Annotated in this window: 20 protein-coding genes and 1 pseudogene; 12 read left to right on the top strand and 9 right to left on the bottom strand. The window is 67.6% G+C overall.

The window, feature by feature from the left end:
- Nucleotide 1: 1 nt before the first annotated feature.
- From ACP7A5_RS03850 to ACP7A5_RS03835, 4 genes and pseudogenes are all read right to left on the bottom strand, one after another.
- Complete coding sequence (locus ACP7A5_RS03850) at nt 2-466, bottom strand: TSUP family transporter (protein ID WP_426040670.1); 465 nt, start codon at nt 464-466, stop codon at nt 2-4.
- A gap of 82 nt (nt 467-548) precedes the next feature.
- Nucleotides 549-773, bottom strand: a pseudogene (locus ACP7A5_RS03845) (TSUP family transporter); the annotation flags it as partial.
- 16 nt (nt 774-789) lie between these two features.
- The gene (locus tag ACP7A5_RS03840) at nt 790-1,326 is read right to left on the bottom strand and encodes a rhodanese family protein (protein ID WP_426040669.1); all 537 of its coding nucleotides are present in this window, start codon (nt 1,324-1,326) and stop codon (nt 790-792) included.
- A gap of 4 nt (nt 1,327-1,330) precedes the next feature.
- On the bottom strand, nt 1,331-1,663 hold the full coding sequence (locus ACP7A5_RS03835) for an ArsR/SmtB family transcription factor (RefSeq protein ID WP_426040786.1): 333 nt from the start codon (nt 1,661-1,663) through the stop codon (nt 1,331-1,333).
- Nucleotides 1,664-1,734: 71 nt separating this feature from the next.
- Here ACP7A5_RS03835 and ACP7A5_RS03830 point away from each other — a divergent pair, with 71 nt between their 5' ends.
- Entirely contained in the window at nt 1,735-2,601 is an 867-nt protein-coding gene (locus ACP7A5_RS03830; protein WP_426040668.1) for an MBL fold metallo-hydrolase, read from the top strand.
- A gap of 4 nt (nt 2,602-2,605) precedes the next feature.
- Here the strand turns inward: ACP7A5_RS03830 and queF are convergent, their stop codons facing one another.
- Nucleotides 2,606-3,067 (bottom strand): preQ(1) synthase, encoded by a 462-nt coding sequence (queF, locus tag ACP7A5_RS03825; protein WP_426040785.1) that lies wholly within the window; start codon nt 3,065-3,067, stop codon nt 2,606-2,608.
- A gap of 307 nt (nt 3,068-3,374) precedes the next feature.
- Here queF and ACP7A5_RS03820 point away from each other — a divergent pair, with 307 nt between their 5' ends.
- The 4 genes from ACP7A5_RS03820 (at nt 3,375) to ACP7A5_RS03805 (ending at nt 6,332) form a co-directional block, all read left to right on the top strand.
- Nucleotides 3,375-4,307, top strand: a complete 933-nt coding sequence (locus ACP7A5_RS03820) for an NAD(P)H-dependent flavin oxidoreductase (RefSeq protein ID WP_426040667.1) — start codon at nt 3,375-3,377, stop codon at nt 4,305-4,307.
- Between the two features lie 11 nt (nt 4,308-4,318).
- The gene (locus ACP7A5_RS03815) at nt 4,319-5,029 is read left to right on the top strand and encodes a TorF family putative porin (RefSeq protein WP_426040666.1); all 711 of its coding nucleotides are present in this window, start codon (nt 4,319-4,321) and stop codon (nt 5,027-5,029) included.
- Between the two features lie 149 nt (nt 5,030-5,178).
- Nucleotides 5,179-5,757, top strand: coding sequence for a fasciclin domain-containing protein (locus ACP7A5_RS03810; RefSeq protein WP_426040665.1), 579 nt, complete (start codon nt 5,179-5,181; stop codon nt 5,755-5,757).
- 149 nt (nt 5,758-5,906) lie between these two features.
- Nucleotides 5,907-6,332 (top strand): fasciclin domain-containing protein, encoded by a 426-nt coding sequence (locus ACP7A5_RS03805; protein WP_426040664.1) that lies wholly within the window; start codon nt 5,907-5,909, stop codon nt 6,330-6,332.
- An 81-nt stretch (nt 6,333-6,413) separates the two neighbouring features.
- Here the strand turns inward: ACP7A5_RS03805 and ACP7A5_RS03800 are convergent, their stop codons facing one another.
- Nucleotides 6,414-7,592, bottom strand: coding sequence for a trans-sulfuration enzyme family protein (locus ACP7A5_RS03800; RefSeq protein WP_426040663.1), 1,179 nt, complete (start codon nt 7,590-7,592; stop codon nt 6,414-6,416).
- Between the two features lie 4 nt (nt 7,593-7,596).
- Nucleotides 7,597-9,009, bottom strand: a complete 1,413-nt coding sequence (locus ACP7A5_RS03795) for a pyridoxal-phosphate dependent enzyme (protein ID WP_426040662.1) — start codon at nt 9,007-9,009, stop codon at nt 7,597-7,599.
- A 112-nt stretch (nt 9,010-9,121) separates the two neighbouring features.
- Between ACP7A5_RS03795 and rnr the strand changes: the two genes are divergently transcribed.
- Nucleotides 9,122-11,452 carry a ribonuclease R gene (gene rnr, locus ACP7A5_RS03790; RefSeq protein WP_426040661.1) on the top strand — a complete coding sequence of 777 codons (2,331 nt, stop codon included), beginning with the start codon at nt 9,122-9,124 and terminating at the stop codon, nt 11,450-11,452.
- On the opposite strand, the gene ACP7A5_RS03785 is transcribed toward rnr, so the two are convergent.
- Nucleotides 11,449-12,210, bottom strand: a complete 762-nt coding sequence (locus ACP7A5_RS03785) for a hypothetical protein (RefSeq protein WP_426040660.1) — start codon at nt 12,208-12,210, stop codon at nt 11,449-11,451. The two genes, rnr and ACP7A5_RS03785, sit on opposite strands and share 4 nt — an antisense overlap.
- Before the next feature lie 50 nt (nt 12,211-12,260).
- On the opposite strand from ACP7A5_RS03785, the gene ACP7A5_RS03780 reads away from it, so the two are divergent.
- Together ACP7A5_RS03780 and ACP7A5_RS03775 are read left to right on the top strand one after the other, a co-directional pair.
- Nucleotides 12,261-12,800: a hypothetical protein gene (locus tag ACP7A5_RS03780; RefSeq protein ID WP_426040659.1), complete on the top strand. Its 540-nt coding sequence runs from the start codon at nt 12,261-12,263 to the stop codon at nt 12,798-12,800.
- Nucleotides 12,801-12,992: 192 nt separating this feature from the next.
- Nucleotides 12,993-13,127, top strand: a complete 135-nt coding sequence (locus ACP7A5_RS03775; RefSeq protein ID WP_426040658.1) for a hypothetical protein — start codon at nt 12,993-12,995, stop codon at nt 13,125-13,127.
- A 17-nt stretch (nt 13,128-13,144) separates the two neighbouring features.
- Here ACP7A5_RS03775 and ACP7A5_RS03770 read toward each other — a convergent pair whose 3' ends face one another.
- Nucleotides 13,145-13,660: a TetR/AcrR family transcriptional regulator gene (locus ACP7A5_RS03770; protein ID WP_426040657.1), complete on the bottom strand. Its 516-nt coding sequence runs from the start codon at nt 13,658-13,660 to the stop codon at nt 13,145-13,147.
- A 158-nt stretch (nt 13,661-13,818) separates the two neighbouring features.
- On the opposite strand from ACP7A5_RS03770, the gene ACP7A5_RS03765 reads away from it, so the two are divergent.
- Genes ACP7A5_RS03765 through ACP7A5_RS03750 form a run of 4 tightly spaced genes read left to right on the top strand, consistent with a single transcriptional unit; the run spans nt 13,819 to nt 16,012 of the window.
- A complete protein-coding gene (locus ACP7A5_RS03765; RefSeq protein WP_426040656.1) occupies nt 13,819-14,460 on the top strand; it encodes a hypothetical protein in 642 nt (213 codons plus the stop codon).
- Complete coding sequence (locus tag ACP7A5_RS03760; protein WP_426040655.1) at nt 14,457-14,813, top strand: VOC family protein; 357 nt, start codon at nt 14,457-14,459, stop codon at nt 14,811-14,813. The genes ACP7A5_RS03765 and ACP7A5_RS03760 overlap by 4 nt, the downstream gene beginning before the upstream one ends.
- A gap of 52 nt (nt 14,814-14,865) precedes the next feature.
- On the top strand, nt 14,866-15,606 hold the full coding sequence (locus tag ACP7A5_RS03755; RefSeq protein WP_426040654.1) for an NUDIX hydrolase: 741 nt from the start codon (nt 14,866-14,868) through the stop codon (nt 15,604-15,606).
- Complete coding sequence (locus ACP7A5_RS03750) at nt 15,599-16,012, top strand: DUF5990 family protein (RefSeq protein ID WP_426040653.1); 414 nt, start codon at nt 15,599-15,601, stop codon at nt 16,010-16,012. Before ACP7A5_RS03755 ends, ACP7A5_RS03750 begins: the two co-directional genes overlap by 8 nt.
- Nucleotides 16,013-16,048: the final 36 nt, after the last annotated feature.

Genomic DNA, 16,048 nt, shown 5'->3' with positions numbered 1-16,048 from the left:
GCTAGAGCACGGCTATCGCCCTGACCCCTACATAGACCGCGACGATCAGGATGAGCCCGGCGAACAGTGTCCGGCCCAGCGCAGCGTTCGCCCCCAGACGGCGTGCCAGCGGCAGCCCGGCGAGAGTCCCGACCACGCCCCCGACCGTCATCGCGGCGACCAGCCCCGGATCGACCCAGCCCGACAGGGCATAGTTGCCGGCCGTCGTCGCTCCGAACGCGGCCACGCTCAGCAGCGAGGTGGCCTGGGCGGTCGCCAGGCTCATGCCCGTGGACGCCATCAGTCCCGGCATGATCAGGAAGCCGCCGCCGATGCCGAAGAAGCCTGCGGCCGATCCCACGCCGGCGCCGGCAAGGCCGATGCGCGGCGACATCGCCCATGTCAGCCTCGGTTCCGGCCGGACCACGATCGCCTTGGGACGCAGCATGGATAGGCCGACCGCCGCCATGGCGACCGCGAAAATCAACAGCAGTTGATGTCCGTCGATGGGCCTTGGCCAATGATGACCCGGCCCACGCCCCGGCTGCCCCCGTCACCGCGAACAGCGTGGCGCACGGCCAGCGAACCCGTCCGGCCCGCGCTTGACCCGCCAGCGCCGTCAGGGCGTTCAGCGCCACGCCTGCCGCCGCCACGCCGATGGCGACATGCGGATCGGCGACGCCGACGACATAGAGCAGCAGCGGCACAGCCAGCACCGATCCCCCGCCGCCGAACAGCGTCAGCAGCAGGGCCACGACGCCGCCACTCAGGACCGCCAGCAGCAGGGGGATCATCTCGGTTGTCATGACGTCACCCGGCCCCGAGCGCCTTGCGGTTCCAGGGCATCACAGCCAGCAGCCGCGCCATGCTGCAGATCCCCGTCGCGCCGACGAAGAACAGTCCGGCGCCGACGAACGCCGCAATGCCCCAGAACGCCGGGTGTACCAGCAGACCCAGCGCCGCGCCGATCAGGATCAACCCGCCGGCCGTCATCTGCGCCTGGCGCATCAGCCCGATCGGCTGCGACCGATCTGCCTGGATCGGCAGACCCTGCGCCTTCCATGCGTCCAGCCCGCCCTCCAGGACAAAGGCCTCGCCGGGCACGCATGCCGCCAGCTTCACGCCGTTCAATCCGGTCCGATTGCCGGTTCGGCAGGTATAGATCACCTGCCGCCCCGCGTGCCGTTCGATCGCCAGGGCGTCAAACCGGGACAGAGGCGCATGCACGGCGCCCGACACATGCTCCCGCGCGAACTCGTCGAATTCGCGGATGTCGATCCGGATCGCTCTGCGTGCCTTGAGGCGCTCGGCCACGTCGGCGGGCGTTAGAGGGGTCAGCGGGGTCACGGGATCAATCCTTGCTGTGCAAATGCGGAGGGCAGAAGATTTCGGCCAGCACGGCGATCACCTTCAGCACCGAGCGGTCGGCGATGCGGTAGAAGATGGCCGTGCCGTCCCGGCGGGTGTCGACCAGCCCCTCCTCGCGCAACCGGGCCAGGTGCTGCGACAGCGCCGACTGCGACAGGCCGACGACGGGCAGAAGCTGCCCCACCGACAGTTCACGGTCGCCGAGCTGGCACAGCACCATCAGGCGCTTCTCATTGGACAGCGCCCGCAACAGGCCAGCGGCCTGTCCGGAACTGGCCTGAAGGATTTCGAGCGAAAGGGCCTGGCGGGCGATCATGAACGGCAATATATGCGAACTTGCTAAATAAGCAACATCTAATATATTGGAGACTTAAAGGAGCTCTTCCCATGCCTGCACACCCGGACGTCCGAGGCTTTTTCGACCCGGCGACCCATACCGTCACCTATCTGGTCAGCGACCCTGCCACCGGCCAGGCTGCGATCATCGATCCGGTGCTGGACTACGACGCCGCCTCGGCCCGCACCTCGACCGGTTCGGTTGATGCCGTGATGAGTGCGCTACGTGAGGCGGGTCTGACCCTGGCCATGGTTCTGGAAACCCACGCCCACGCCGATCATCTGACCGCCGCCGACCATCTGCGCCGGAGCGAGGGCGTGCCCATCGGCATCGGTGAGCGGATAACCAAGGTCCAGGCGACCTTCGCCCCCCTGTTTGATGCGCATGATGTCACGCCTGACGGTGTGGTGTTTGATCGGCTGCACGCGGACGGCGACGCCTTCCCGCTCGGCGCCCTGACCGTGGAGGTGATCCACACGCCCGGCCACACTCCGGCCTGTGTCAGCTACCGCATCGGCGACGCACTGTTCACCGGGGACACCCTGTTCATGCCCGACTACGGCACCGCCCGGGCCGACTTCCCGGGTGGAGATGCGCGCACCCTGTATCGTTCGATCCAGAAGCTCCTCGCCTTGCCGGACGAAATGCGAATCTTCGTCGGTCACGACTATCTGCCCGCGGGCCGCAACGAGTTCCGGTTCGAGACTACGGTGGGGGATCAGCGCGCCAACAACATCCACATCGGCGGCGCTACGTCCGAGGAGGCCTTCGTCGTCATGCGCGAAGCCCGTGACGCGACCTTGAAGGCCCCGCAGCTGATCCTGCCCGCGCTCCAGATCAACATCCGTGCGGGAGCATTGCCGCCCCCGGAGTCGGACGGACGACGCTTCCTGAAGATCCCGCTGAATACAATCTGAGCCCCTACCCCCGCCCGCGATAGGTCGGCACGCCCTGGTCGGGCAGCCACAGCCCCTCGGGCGGGGTTCCCGTCTGCCAGAAGACGTCGATCGGAATGCCCCCGCGCGGATACCAGTAGCCGCCGATCCGCAGCCATTTCGGGCTCAGCAGGTCGGCGATCCGCTTGCCGATGGCCACGGTGCAGTCCTCGTGGAAGGCGCCGTGGTTGCGGAAGGCGGTCAGGTACATCTTCAGCGACTTGGACTCGACCAGCCAGTCGCCCGGCGCATAGTCGATGACGATATGGGCGAAGTCCGGCTGGGCCGTCACCGGGCACAGCGACGTGAACTCCGGCGCCGTGAACCGGGCCAGATACAGGGTGTCGGCATGCGGGTTGGGCACCCTCTCCAGCACCGCCGTCTCGGGCGAGGCAGGCTGGATGATGTGCTGGCCGAGCTGGGAGAGGCCTGAAGTGTCGGTGGTCATGGGCTGCAGATAGCGCCTCGCCCGCCACGGCGGAAGATCAAGCATGACTGCGGCCCTGCGGCCGATTCTGGCGTAGCGTTCAGGCAGTCTCGAACTGGACAGGACCCCAGGGGGTGTGAGCTGAACTCCCGTGCAACATAGGTGAACTCAAAGATTATCCTTAAAACAATGCATTGAACCAGACTCCTCCCCGATTTGGACTCTTGCACCCTGTTTTTTCGGGTGCTGACCCCAGGGGCCCTGGCCCACATTTGCCTTCCCCCGCGACACCCCGCTAAGCGTAGCCAAACGAAACGGAGCGAAAGCCATGGCCATCCCCGCCTCCCTGCAGAAGGGCCTCGTCCTGCCGGTCATCGAGGCGCCGATGTTCCTGGTCTCAGGGCCGGATCTGGTCGTCGAGTGCTGCAACAACGGGGTGATCGGCACCTTCCCCTCGCTGAACGCCCGCACGACCGAGGGCTATGCCGAGTGGCTGGTGGAGATCAAGTCGCGCCTGAACCCCGACGCCGCAGCCTACGGTGTCAACCACATCGTCCACCCGACCAACCCGCGCCTGATGGCCGACATGATGGTCTCGGTCGAGCATGAGGTGCCGCTGATCATCACCTCGCTCGGCGCCGTGCGCGACGTGGTCGATGCGGTGCACGGCTATGGCGGCTTGGTCTTCCACGACATCGCCAACGTCCGCCACGCCAGGAAGGCCGCAGAGTCCGGCGTCGATGGCCTGATCCTGGTCGCCAACGGCGCCGGCGGCCACGCGGGGATCATCAACCCCTTCGCCCTGGTCAACGAGGTGCGCGAGTTCTTCGACGGCTGCATCATCCTGTCGGGCTGCCTGTCGAACGGCAGCGATATCGCTGCCGCCCTGATGATGGGCGCCGATTTCGCCTATATGGGCACCCGCTTCATCAACACGACCGAGGCCATGGCTCCAGAGGCCTACAAGGAGATGATCATCGAGTCGGGCGCGACGGACATAGTCCACACCCCCGCCGTCTCCGGCATCCCGGCCAACTTCATGACCAAGTCGCTGCAGGCCAACGGCATCGATCCGAAGTCGCTGCCCGAGCACAAGCTCGACATGGGCGACGAGGCCAAGGCCTGGAAGACCGTCTGGTCCGCCGGCCAGGGCGCCGGCACGATCCACGACGTCATCCCGGCGGCCGAACTGGTGGCGCGGCTGCGGTCGGAATATGCCCGGGCCACAGATCAATTCGCCAGAAAGGTCGGCGTCGCCTAGACCATAGGTAGATGATCCGCATTTTCCTCTGTCTTCTCGTTCTTGCCGGGGGCTTGCCAAACTCCGTCGCGGCGCAGGACAGGGACACCGTGCGCTACCGTCCGGAACGCGCGTCGCACTGGTCGTTCGAGATGGGGGCCGGTACCGACAACCGCTCCAAGGGGGCCTCCAAGAGCGGCTCTGCCCCCTATGTCTTCGGGGACGTTCAGTGGAGCGGCGCCAACGGTTTTTATGCCGATGCGGAGTTCGAGACGATCGACTCCTCCGGATCGCGGGTCGAGACCGAAATGGAGGCCGGCTGGCAGTATTCGGCGCTCGGGTTCGATTTCGACACCTCCGCCTCGCACAAGTGGCGGCTCGGCGCCGTCGCAGGTCATGACGACGCGGCCTGGGAATATCAGTTCGACGTCATCAAGGATTTCGGCGCGGTCGATGCGCGCTTCCGCATCGAACATTCGCCGGACGGCCTGGGTTCGACCCGGGCCTCCACCTGGGTCGAGGGCCGCGTCCGCTTCCCCCTCGCAGAACGCCTGAAGGCCAGCGTCACCCTGGGCCTGCGGGAACAGGACAATGCGCCCGACTACACGGGCTGGAACGCCGGCGTCGCCTGGGCCCTGACCGATACGACCGCGCTCGACCTGCGTTGGCACGGCACGGACGCGCAGGATCAGGGGAGCCAGTACGAGGACGCCCTGGTGGCCTCGGTGCTGGTCAGCTTCTAGGGTCCGGAGCCCTTGCACCACGGTCGCGCCGACGGGTGTGACACCTGCGGCGGCTTGACGCGCGCAGAGCTGCCCCCGCATCCGGATCGGCTCCGAGAGCGTCTCTGTCGCGATCCCATCAAGGCGATCCCATTGTCAGGAAACGACTCATGAAGCTCTCCGCCCTCGCCGGCGCCGTCTCGGCCGCCGCCCTCCTCGTCGCCGCCCCCGCGGCCTTCGCCGATCATCACGGCGGCATGAATCACTCGTCGGTCACCGTCGGCGGCGCTGCCATGGATGCCAACAAGACCATCGTCGAGAACGCCGTCGCCTCGCCGATCCACACCACCCTCGTGGCCGCCGTCACCGCCGCCGGCCTGGTCGAGACCCTGTCGGGCCCCGGCCCCTTCACCGTCTTCGCCCCGACCGACGCCGCCTTCGCCGCCCTGCCCGCCGGCACGGTCGAGACCCTGGTCCAGCCTGCCAACAAGGCGACCCTGACCAAGATCCTGACCTATCACGTCGTCGCCGGCCGCGTGGCCGCCGCCGACGTCATCGCCCTGATCCAGGCGGGCGGTGGATCGGCTGCCATCACCACCGTCTCGGGTGACATCCTGACCGCCTCGCTGCGCGGTGGTTCGGTCATCCTGACCGACGAGAACGGCGGCATCGCCACCGTGACCCAGGCCGACGTGTTCCAGTCGAACGGCGTGATCCACGTCACCGACGCCGTCTCGATCCCGAACTAGTGTCTGTGTGCGGAGGCGTTGTAATCATACCTCCGCACATCGCACCTGTACATCACCGCGACAGTGTCGCACGGTCACTTAGCCGCACGTCTATTGATTTCAATGAATATTCACTTACCTCCTGATCTCTACTAATCAGGAACGTAAACATGACCACCGAAACCCACGACATCGTCGACACTGCCGTCGCCGCCGGCTCGTTCACGACCCTCGTCGCCGCCGTCACGGCCGCAGGCCTGGTTGAGACCTTGAAGGGCGCAGGCCCGTTCACCGTCTTCGCCCCGTCCGACGACGCCTTCGCCAAACTGCCTGCCGGCACGGTCGAGGATCTGGTCAAGCCCGAGAACAAGGACAAGCTGACGGCGATCCTGACGCTCCACGTCCTGTCCGGCGCCGTCCGTGCCGCCGACATCTCGGGCAAGACCCTCAGCCCGGCCTCGGTCAACGGCGAGACGCTTGACGTCGACGGCACTGATGGCGTCACCGTCAACGGCGCCAAGGTCGTCTCGGCCGACATCGCCTGCACCAATGGCGTGATCCACGTGATCGACGCCGTGCTTCTTCCCAAGGGCTAAAATATCTACATGCAAAAGCAGAGGGCGGCCCTCGAAGGCCGCCCTCTGTCGTTTCAACACGGTCGTTTCAGCCCGGTCCTATCAGGCCAGCGCCTGGTCCAGGTCGGCGATCAGGTCGTCCAGGTCCTCGACCCCGACCGACAGACGGATCAGGTTCTCTGTCACCCCCCCCGCCTCGCGGACCTCCCTGGGCACAGAGGCATGGGTCATGATGGCCGGGTGGTTGACCAAGCTTTCGACCCCGCCCAGCGACTCCGCCAGGGTGAAGACCTGAACCCGCTCGAGCACCTGTTTGGTCCGCGCCAGATCGCCGTCGATGATCACCGTGACCATGCCACCGTAGCGTCCGTTCATCTGGTGCGTCGCCAGATCGTGCTGCGGATGGCTGATCAGACCCGGATAGATGACCCTGGCCACGCCACCGCCCGGCCGCCCGACGCGATCTTCCAGCCAGCGGGCGATGGCCAGAGCGTTCTCGTTATGCGCCTTCATGCGCAGGCCCAGGGTCTTCAGCCCCCGGTTGGCCAGGAAGGCGTCGAATGGCCCCATGACTCCGCCGATGGAGTTCTGGAGGAACTTGAGTTCCTTCGCGACCTCTTCAGACCCCGCCACCAGAACCCCGCCGATAATGTCGGAGTGGCCGTTCAGGTATTTGGTCGCCGAATGCATGACCACATCGGCGCCCAGGCTCAGCGGCCTCTGGCTCCACGGCGTGGCGAAGGTGTTGTCCACGACCAGCAACAGGCCGTGCTTCTTCGCGATGACCGACAGCCCCGCGATGTCCGCCAGCTTCATCAGCGGATTGGTGGGCGTCTCGGCCCAGATCATCTTCGTCTTCGGCGTGATCGCCGCCTCGACCTTGGTCAGATCGGCCATGTCGACATAGGCGAAGTCCAGCCCCATAGAGCGCCGCCGCACCCGCTCGAACAACCGCCACGACCCGCCGTACAGGTCGTCACCGGTGACGATGTGCGAACCCGCGTCCAGCAGCTCCAGCGCCGTCGAGGTCGCCGCCATGCCGGAGCCGAAGCCGAAGGCCTGGATCCCGCCCTCCAGGTCGTTGATGCAGGCCTCGAACGCCTCGCGCGTCGGGTTCTTGCCCCGCGCATACTCATAGCCCTTGTTCACCCCCGGGCTTTCCTGGGCGTAGGTCGAGGTGGCGTAGATCGGCGTCATCACCGCGCCGGTCGTCGGATCAGGCCGCTGGCCCGCATGGATGGCGCGGGTTGAAAAACCCTGGCTGTTCTTGAGTTCGGCCATGGTCCTACCGGTTCAGGCTGAGGTGGTTGATCAGGTCGACGCGCGCGATCAGGCCGACGAACTTTTCGCCGTCCAGCACGATCGCCACCCGGTCGCGGTCGAACAGGGGGATCAGGGCGTCCAGCGGCTCATTGACCTGCACCGTGTCCAGATCGCGCGTCATGGCCGAGGACACCGGCTTGGCGAACCGCTCCTTGCGCGTGATCTCGTCGGTGTTCATCACATGAACCAGATCGCTCTCGTCCAGAATCCCGACCAGACGGCCCTCCTGGATGATCGGGAGTTGCGACACGTCCGCCCCGCGCATCCGCTTGAAGGCGGTGTCCAGAGTGTCGTTCGGCCCGGCCGTGACCACGTCGCCCTTCTCGTATTTGCGCGAGATCAGGTCCGACAGGTCGCCATGCAACTCGCGCTCGCCCAGCCCCTGATCCGCCAGCCAGGCGTCATTGTAGACCTTGGACAGATATTTCGCTCCCGTATCGCAGACGAAGGTCACGCAGCGCTTCGGCGCGGTCTGTTCCCGGCACCAGCGCAGGGCCGCCGCGATCAGCGTACCCGACGACGATCCCGCCAGTATACCTTCCTTCAGCAGCAGCTCGCGCACCGTCGCCACGGCCTCGGCGTCCGGGATCGAATAGGCCTTGTCGATCAGGTTCATGTCCGCCGTGTCCGGCACGAAGTTCTGGCCGATGCCTTCGACGGTGTAGCTGCCTTCCGGGCTCGGCACGCCGTCGTTAACGATGCCCGCCAGCACCGACCCGACCGGATCGGCCAGAATGATCTCGGCCGCCGACCCCTGGCTCTTGAGATACTGGGCCACCCCCGTGATCGTGCCGCCCGAGCCGATGCCCGCGACATAGGCGTCGATGTCGTGGCCCATCTGTTCCCAGATCTCCGGCCCCGTGGTCCTGACGTGCGCCTCGGAGTTGGCCGCGTTGGCAAACTGGTTGACGAAGAACCCACCCGGAATCTGCTGCGCCAGCCGTTCCGCCATGTCCGTGTAGTATTCCGGGTGGCCGTGATCGACGTCCGACCGCGTCAGGCGCACATCGGCCCCCATGGCCCTCAGATGCTGGATTTTTTCCTTGGACATCTTGTCAGGGATGACCAGCAACACCTTATAACCCCTGGCCTGACCCACGAGAGTGAGCGCCAGGCCCGTGTTTCCGGCCGTCGCCTCGACGATGGTGCCGCCGGGCTTCAACCACCCTTCCGCCTCCGCCGCCGCGATCATCGACAGCGCGATGCGGTCCTTGATCGACCCGCCGGGGTTCTGCGCCTCAAGCTTCAGGAACAGCCGACAAGGCCCGGTGTCGATCCGCGTGACCTCCACCATCGGCGTCTTGCCGATCAGGTCCAGCAGCGAGCCGGTCGGCGCGCTCAGGGTCGGGTTTTCGGACAGCGGCAGGGAAGACATTCAGAATAACTCCGGGACGGACGGGCGCGGCGGAAGCTGATCGCCCGACTTCATCCGGTCAAGCGGCGCAAGATTTCGCCCTTTTACGCGAAGCGCCCTACATAGGAACTCAATGACCAAAACACCCAGAAAACCCGCCGCCGGATTGCCGGACGAGGCCACCCTGCTGGCCTTCCTGCGCGACGCAGGCAGTGCGGAAAAGGGCGATATCGCCCGCCACTTCGGCCTGAAGGGCGAGGATCGCCGCCGCCTCCGCGAAATGATCCGAGGCCTCGAATCGGACGGCAAGCTCGGCAAACGTGGCAAGAAGGGCTTCTCCGAAGCCGGCGCCCTGCCCCCCGTCGGCGTCGCCGACGTGGTTGAAAAAGACATCGACGGCGAACTCTACGTCCGCATGGTCGAGGCCTCGGCAGACGCGCCCAAGGCCCTCCTCATTCCCGACAAGGGCAAGCCCGGCCCGGCCCCCGGCCTCGGCGACCGTGTCCTGGCGAAGTTCGAGCATGGCCCGAACGGCTGGGAAGCCCGGCTGATCAAGAAACTCGACACCAACAACAACCGCGTCCTCGGCGTCATCCGCAAGTCGAACAAGGAGACCCGCGTCGAGCCCGTCGACCGTCGCTCGAAGGACGTCCTGATCATCCCTCAGATCCTGGCCGGCGATCTGCGCGACGGCGACCTCGTGCTCGCCGCCATCGAGAAGTCCGACCAGCGCTATGGCCACAAGCGCGGCAAGATCCTGGAGACCGTCGGCCGCGAGGACGACCCCCGCGCCGCCTCCCTGATCGCCATCCACACCCACGGCGTCCCGATGGGCTTCTCCGAGGCCGTCGAACAGGAGGCCGAAAACCAGGACCTGCCGACACTGAAGGGCCGCGACGACCTGCGCGACATTCCCTTCGTCACCATCGACCCCGCCGACGCCCGCGACCATGACGACGCCGTCTTCGCCCAGCGCGACGACGACCCGAAGAATGACGGCGGCTGGATCGTCTGGGTCGCCATCGCCGACGTGGCCGCCTGCGTCCGCCCCAACACCAGTCTGGACCGCGAGGCGCGGGCCAAGGGCAACTCGACCTATTTTCCCGACCGCGTCGAGCCGATGCTGCCCGAGCGGCTGTCGAACGGCCTGTGCAGCCTCAAGGAGGGTGAGAACCGCGCCACCCTCGCCGTGCGCATGGTTTTCGACAAGGACGGCCGCAAGCTCGGACACAAGTTCCACCGCGGCCTGATGCGCAGCCACGCCAAACTCTCCTACGAGCAGGCCCAGGGGGCCATCGACGGGGTCGAGCAGGGCGGCGGCACGGATGACGCGACCGGTCCGATCATGGACACGATCCTGTACCCGCTGTGGAACGCCTACCACACCATGCTGAAGGGCCGTCTCAAGCGCGCCCCCCTGCAGATCGACAGCGCCGAACGCCGCATCCGCATGGCGCCCGACGGCGGCATCGCCTCGATCGAGAAGCGGGTCTCCCTGGAAGCCCACCGCCTGATCGAGGAGATGATGGTCCAGGCCAACGTCTGCGCCGCCGAGACGCTCGAGCAGAAGAAGACCCCCCTCATCTTCCGCGTCCACGAGACGCCCAGCCAGGAGAAGGTCTTCAACCTCGCCGACTTCCTCTCGACCATCGGCAAGCCGTGGAACAAGGGCGAGGCCCCGACGACCAAGCGGTTCAACAAGCTGCTCGACGAGACCCGCGACGGCCCCCACGCCGAGGTCGTCAACGAGGTCGTGCTGCGCTCCCAGATGCAGGCCATCTATGCGCCCGACAACGTCGGCCACTTCGGACTCAACCTTGACCGTTATGCACACTTCACCTCGCCGATCCGGCGCTACTCCGACCTGATCGTGCACCGGGGCCTGATCCGCGCGCTGAACCTCGGCAGCGACGGCCTGACCGACCGCGAGATCGCCGAACTGCCCGCCATCGCCGATCAGGTCACCCTGGCCGAGCGCCGGTCCATGGCCGCCGAGCGCGACGCCATGGACCGCTACATCGCCGCCTTCCTGGAGGACCGCGTCGGCGCGACCTTCACCGGTCGCATCACCGGCGTGACCCGTTTCGGCCTGTTCGTCCGCCTCGACGAGACCGGGGCGGACGGCCTGGTGCCCGTCTCGTCGCTGGGCAACGAATACTTCACCCACGACGACCGCGCCCATGCCCTCGTCGGAGAACGCAGCGGCCAGCGCTACACCCTCGGCCGGAAGGTCGAGGTCAAGCTGAAGGAGGCCACCCCCATCACCGGCGGCCTCCTGTTCGAGATGCTCTCGGACGCCGAGCCCCGCGACCCCAACGCCCCGGCCCCTCGCCTCGGCCTCCGGGGTCGTGGTCCGGGCACAGGCGGTAACGGCCCGCCCAAACGCGGCCTCGGTCGTCCCGGCGGTCCCAAACCCCCGCGCGGCGGCACGCCGAAAGGCGTCCGCAAGGGCAAGCGGCGCTAGCCGCCGAGCCCGCGTCCCATCGTCAGGGCGAACGCCAGCCAGACCACAGCGGCGAGCGAGATCACCGGCACGCTCCGGCGGATCGCTCTCGCCGTCGCGGAGCCGGTCCCCCGTCGCGGAATCAGCAACAACGGCAGGGACGCGGCCCCGATCCCCAGAGCCGTGTTTATGAGATTGTCCCCGACGCCGCCGCGATAGATCAGCGCCGCCGTCATCGTCGCGACCATTGCGGCGACCCAAGCCGTCCGCGTCGCCCTGCGTGGCTCGACCAGTGCTCCGGCCAGCATCCGCGACGCGAACACGACGGTCACGAGATAAATCGCCACCCCGACCGCCGCGCCGCCGACCCGAACCGCAACGGTCGCGTCGCCTGCCAGACCTGTCCAGGCGGAATACAGATCGCCGTGCTCGGTCAGCGTGACCTGGACCAGATAGGCGCCTTCCCAGAACCCGGCCATGGCCGCGACCAGCACTAGATACAGGGTCAGCCCCGGCCGGGTCGCCCGCGTCGCACGGCTCGCCACTGCCGCCATCGCGGCGACCGCCAGACTGGTCAACGGCCCGCCCAGATCGATCAGGAACGACGGAACATCGCACCGGAACAGCGACGTCGTGAGCAGCGTCACCCGCCCGCCGAGCGCCAGGCAGACGCTCCCGTGCCCGACCGCTTCGTGCGCCACCGTCACCGTGATCGCCGCCAGAACCGCCAGCGCGACCACGGTCAGCGTGTCGTTCCGGCCTTCAGATTTCCCCGCCATCCCGTCCGCCCCCGCTTGCCCGGCCTCACCCTGGCGGTCCAGCATGGCGCATGACCCATGAACCGGCCAATACGATTCCGGAGACCGACCGCGCGCTCGACCGGCTGAACGCCGTGGAGCGCGATCTGCTGGGCCTTCTGGGCCGTGGGCACACGGCGAAATCGATCGCGACCCTGCGCTCGATGTCCGAGGCCGCCGTCAACGAACGCTTCCGATCCGCCCGCCGAAAGACCGGAATCGGCTCCAGCCGCGAGATCGCCCGCCTGATCGTGGCCCGAGAAAATCGTCACGACTTTATCGGCCTCGCCCGACCCGCCGACACAGCGCCAGAACTCCCTCGCCCAGACGCACACCGACGTGCGTCCCACCGATGGAGACTTCCCATGGCCGCCGCCGTCCTTCTCGCCGCCGCGATCCTCGCCCAGCAGACCGCCGTCCCGCTCGCCTCATCTGGCCAGAGCGTCGATAGCGCCCGTTCCGTGTTCACGTCGGACGCGCCCCGATCCGATTGGGCCGCCCTTGCCGAAGAGGTCGCACCCGGACCCTATTTGGCCGCCGTTGCCGAAGAGGTCGCGACCCGACCCGATTAGGCCGCCCTTGCCGACGAGGTCGCGGCCGGAAGGAAGGACCCGGCATGGTCACCGACCACGGAGGCGGGCCTGCTGACCGCCTATCGCGCGCTTCCGCTGTTCGCCGAAGGCGCGGACTCCTCACAGGCTCGTTGCAGCGCCACGCTCTGCGAGGTCACGGGTGTCAGCCCTCTCGCCCTCGACGACGATTTGATGGCTGAGCTGCGCTTCTTCACGCTCACCGGCAACGCCCTCGGCCTTGACCTGGAACGCACCCTTACTCGAACGATGACGGATACGCCGCAGACGGTCATCCTCGTCACCTATTGGCGCCGTAGCACCGATTGAAGCCCGCTGAAGGGCGATCAGCGTCCCCCGGCCAGCCTGCGCGCCAGCACCTCCGGCTCGCACGGTGCCTCTCCACTCAACCATATCCGAAGCAGGGCCAGCTGGGCGGCGGCTGAGGCGGCGGCGGTCATGGCCGCCGGTATGCCGTCGCTCCCTTCGCCCAGTCGCGCCTCGATCATGGCCGCCAGCTTCCTGTGCAGCTTCGCGGCCAGCGGCGGCTCGAACATGATCCGCGCCAGGGCCCGCCGCTCCCACAGGTGGTCCAGCACGAACCGTAACCGGGGCAGGTTCGCCTGACCGGCCGCCGCCTCGGCCAGGGGCGCGAAGATCGGGTCGATGGCCCAGACCATCACGTCGTCCTTGTTGCGGAAATGCTCGTAAAAGGTCGAGCGCCCGACGCCCGCCTCCTCGATCAGGTCCGACGTCCGGATCGCACTGTAGCGATGAGAGAAGATCAGGCGCGTGAAGGCGTCGAACACCGCCTTGCGGGTCCGCTGGCTGCGTCGATCGAGATCCTCGGCCGCAAGGGTCATGCCCGACCCTAGCTGATCGCCCGCCCGGGTTAAGCCCGTAGCCACCCCTCGTTCCGGACTTTTGTTCGGGTTTGTCCGCTAGCGGACTCCGTCCGGCTTCGTCCGTCGCCTGGCTCGTGCGCTCCCGGCACAGAGATCCTCTGAAACGGGGAACTCACATGACCGCCAACCAGACCCGCGCCGACGGCGCCATTATCGCCGCAGCGACCGGCCTCGCCCTTGTCCTGATGTTGCACCATCCGACCTCACTCTCGACCACCCACGACGACGGACAGTTCCTCCGCGACTGGAGCAATGGCTTCGTCCACGCCGCCATGATCGGCTGCCTGCTGGCGCTCACGGTCGGGTTCGATGGCGTGAAGCGACAACTCGACGAAACCCGTATCCTGACCCGCACCGGCGCGCTCCTGCTCGGCGCGGGCTTCCTCGCCCTGGCCGGAGCGGCGTTGGTCAACGGATTCGCGAGCGGACGACTGCTGGCGTCGACCTCGGACCCCGCCGTCCGCGAGGCCGGCGGACACACCCTGTGGGCGCTCAATCAAAGCCTCGACGCCCTCGGCACGGTCCTGGTCGCTCTAGGCGCCGCGACCTGGTCTCCCGGGCTCTGGCGCCGGTCCTTTGCAGGTCGCGTGGCGGCGACGCTGGGCGTCGTAATTCTCGGCCTCGCCCTCTGGCACACGACGACGGACGGCGGCTTCGGCCTGCATGTGGCGGTCGCCGCCATGGCCGCATTCGCCCTATGGTCGCTGGCCGTCGCCGCGACGATGATCCTCGCCCGCCCCGACGGAGAGGCCGAATGATGGAACAGCATCATGCGGCGGCCATCGTGCCCGCCCACGACATCGACGCCAGCACCGCCTTCTATGGCCGGCTCGGGTTCAGGGTCGTCAGCGATCACGCTGACTACCGCCTGCTCTCCGACGAAAGCGGCTGGCGCATCCACCTGAGGTCCACACCCGGCTGGCCCGGCCGTTTGGAGGACAATCCGTTGGGCCTCTACCTCTATGTCGAGGACGTGGACGCCGTCGCCGACCGGGTCCGGGACCTGATCCTGGAACCGCAGGGGCCGCACGCCCGCATCTGGGGAACCTATGAGTTCTCTCTCAGCGACCCCGGCGGAACGCTCGTCCGCATCGGCCGCGTCCTCGGGTGACCGCGCGACGGCCGCGCTTTCCTTGCCGGCACCCCCGTGGCATCGGTTTTCGATGCCGTCGCCCCTCCAGCCCTTCGATGCCGCGCAGGATATCCGCGACGCCCCCCGAGCGGCTGGTCCGCGCCAGCGCCCCAAGGACGCCGCTACCCTGATCCTGGTCCGGAGCGGCAAGAGGCCCCAGGTGCTCATGGGTCGCCGCGCGCCGGGCCATGTCTTCATGGCGTCCAAATGGGTCTTCCCCGGCGGCCGCATCGATCGCGCCGACTTCACCGCGGCTGCGGGCGCTGAACCCTCCGGCCCCACCCGCGCCCGTCTCGAGGCCGAACTGGCGCCGCATCGCGCCCGCGCCCTGTGCCTGACCGCCGTGCGCGAGACCTTCGAGGAGACCGGCCTGATCCTCGGCCGCCCTGCCCTGCCCGCCTCCGTCGCCGGGCCGTGGCGCGAGTTTCGCCAGGCCGGGGCCCTGCCAGACCTCGCGGCCCTGTCCTACATCGCCCGCGCCATCACCCCGCCCGGCCGCTCCCGCCGCTTCGACGCCCGCTTCTTCATGGCCGACGCCTCGGCGCTGCTGGCCCCCGAACCGACCGCCGGTTCGGGGGAACTGGATGAGATCGCCTGGCTCCCGCTGGACGAGGCCCGCGCCCTGGACCTGCCCTCCATCACGCGCTTTGTCCTGGCCGAGGTCGCCGAACGGATTGTCATCGCGGACGGCGCGCAGCGGCGATCCGGGACGGACCGCCCCCTTCCGTTTGTCCGCATGGTGCGCGGCGCCCATCTGGTCAGCCATGACTGAGACCCTGACCCTGCGCCTGACCATCGCCGATCCGGTCCCCGGGCTGCACTACTGGCGTCAGGATGCGAAGAACGCGCCGCATGACATCCGCCTGTCGACCGATGCGCCCCTGACCTTCGACATGCCCGTGGATCTCCGGCCGGATGGCAAGCTTGGCGGAACCTTCGTGCGCCGCGAGGGGCCGACGCGCCGGTTCGTCTACATCGCCATCGGCGGATCGATGGACGGCCTGCCCCCCGGCCTTGTCCAGGTCAGCCGCCGCGCCAAGATCGACGTCCACGACATTCCATCGGGCCTGTTGAAGCCCGGCGCCGTCATCGCGACCACACTCCCCGGCCGGGGCAAGGACGGCACGCCCGCCTGCGCCACCGTCCGTCCGCTCTCGCCCTGGACCATCATCTCGTGAGCTTGTCATCCCGGAAGGCGCGGCGCGCCTGTCCGG

It is taken from the genome of Brevundimonas sp. TWP2-3-4b1 (assembly GCF_049897665.1).
Classification (GTDB): Bacteria; Pseudomonadota; Alphaproteobacteria; order Caulobacterales; family Caulobacteraceae; genus Brevundimonas; species Brevundimonas subvibrioides_B.
The sequence above is the reverse complement of the archived record's forward strand: the minus strand, read 5'-3'. Positions and strand labels throughout refer to the sequence as shown.

Excerpts from the sequence above, each read along its gene's own strand:
- ACP7A5_RS03835 (WP_426040786.1), bottom strand. The coding sequence starts at position 1,663 with ATGATCGCCCGCCAGGCCCTTTCGCTCGAAATCCTTCAGGCCAGTTCC.
- ACP7A5_RS03830 (WP_426040668.1), top strand. The coding sequence starts at position 1,735 with ATGCCTGCACACCCGGACGTCCGAGGCTTTTTCGACCCGGCGACCCAT.
- queF (WP_426040785.1), bottom strand. The coding sequence starts at position 3,067 with ATGACCACCGACACTTCAGGCCTCTCCCAGCTCGGCCAGCACATCATC.
- ACP7A5_RS03820 (WP_426040667.1), top strand. The coding sequence starts at position 3,375 with ATGGCCATCCCCGCCTCCCTGCAGAAGGGCCTCGTCCTGCCGGTCATC.
- ACP7A5_RS03815 (WP_426040666.1), top strand. The coding sequence starts at position 4,319 with ATGATCCGCATTTTCCTCTGTCTTCTCGTTCTTGCCGGGGGCTTGCCA.
- ACP7A5_RS03810 (WP_426040665.1), top strand. The coding sequence starts at position 5,179 with ATGAAGCTCTCCGCCCTCGCCGGCGCCGTCTCGGCCGCCGCCCTCCTC.
- ACP7A5_RS03805 (WP_426040664.1), top strand. The coding sequence starts at position 5,907 with ATGACCACCGAAACCCACGACATCGTCGACACTGCCGTCGCCGCCGGC.
- ACP7A5_RS03800 (WP_426040663.1), bottom strand. The coding sequence starts at position 7,592 with ATGGCCGAACTCAAGAACAGCCAGGGTTTTTCAACCCGCGCCATCCAT.
- ACP7A5_RS03795 (WP_426040662.1), bottom strand. The coding sequence starts at position 9,009 with ATGTCTTCCCTGCCGCTGTCCGAAAACCCGACCCTGAGCGCGCCGACC.
- rnr (WP_426040661.1), top strand. The coding sequence starts at position 9,122 with ATGACCAAAACACCCAGAAAACCCGCCGCCGGATTGCCGGACGAGGCC.
- ACP7A5_RS03785 (WP_426040660.1), bottom strand. The coding sequence starts at position 12,210 with ATGGCGGGGAAATCTGAAGGCCGGAACGACACGCTGACCGTGGTCGCG.
- ACP7A5_RS03780 (WP_426040659.1), top strand. The coding sequence starts at position 12,261 with ATGACCCATGAACCGGCCAATACGATTCCGGAGACCGACCGCGCGCTC.
- ACP7A5_RS03775 (WP_426040658.1), top strand. The coding sequence starts at position 12,993 with ATGGCTGAGCTGCGCTTCTTCACGCTCACCGGCAACGCCCTCGGCCTT.
- ACP7A5_RS03770 (WP_426040657.1), bottom strand. The coding sequence starts at position 13,660 with ATGACCCTTGCGGCCGAGGATCTCGATCGACGCAGCCAGCGGACCCGC.
- ACP7A5_RS03765 (WP_426040656.1), top strand. The coding sequence starts at position 13,819 with ATGACCGCCAACCAGACCCGCGCCGACGGCGCCATTATCGCCGCAGCG.
- ACP7A5_RS03760 (WP_426040655.1), top strand. The coding sequence starts at position 14,457 with ATGATGGAACAGCATCATGCGGCGGCCATCGTGCCCGCCCACGACATC.
- ACP7A5_RS03755 (WP_426040654.1), top strand. The coding sequence starts at position 14,866 with ATGCCGTCGCCCCTCCAGCCCTTCGATGCCGCGCAGGATATCCGCGAC.
- ACP7A5_RS03750 (WP_426040653.1), top strand. The coding sequence starts at position 15,599 with ATGACTGAGACCCTGACCCTGCGCCTGACCATCGCCGATCCGGTCCCC.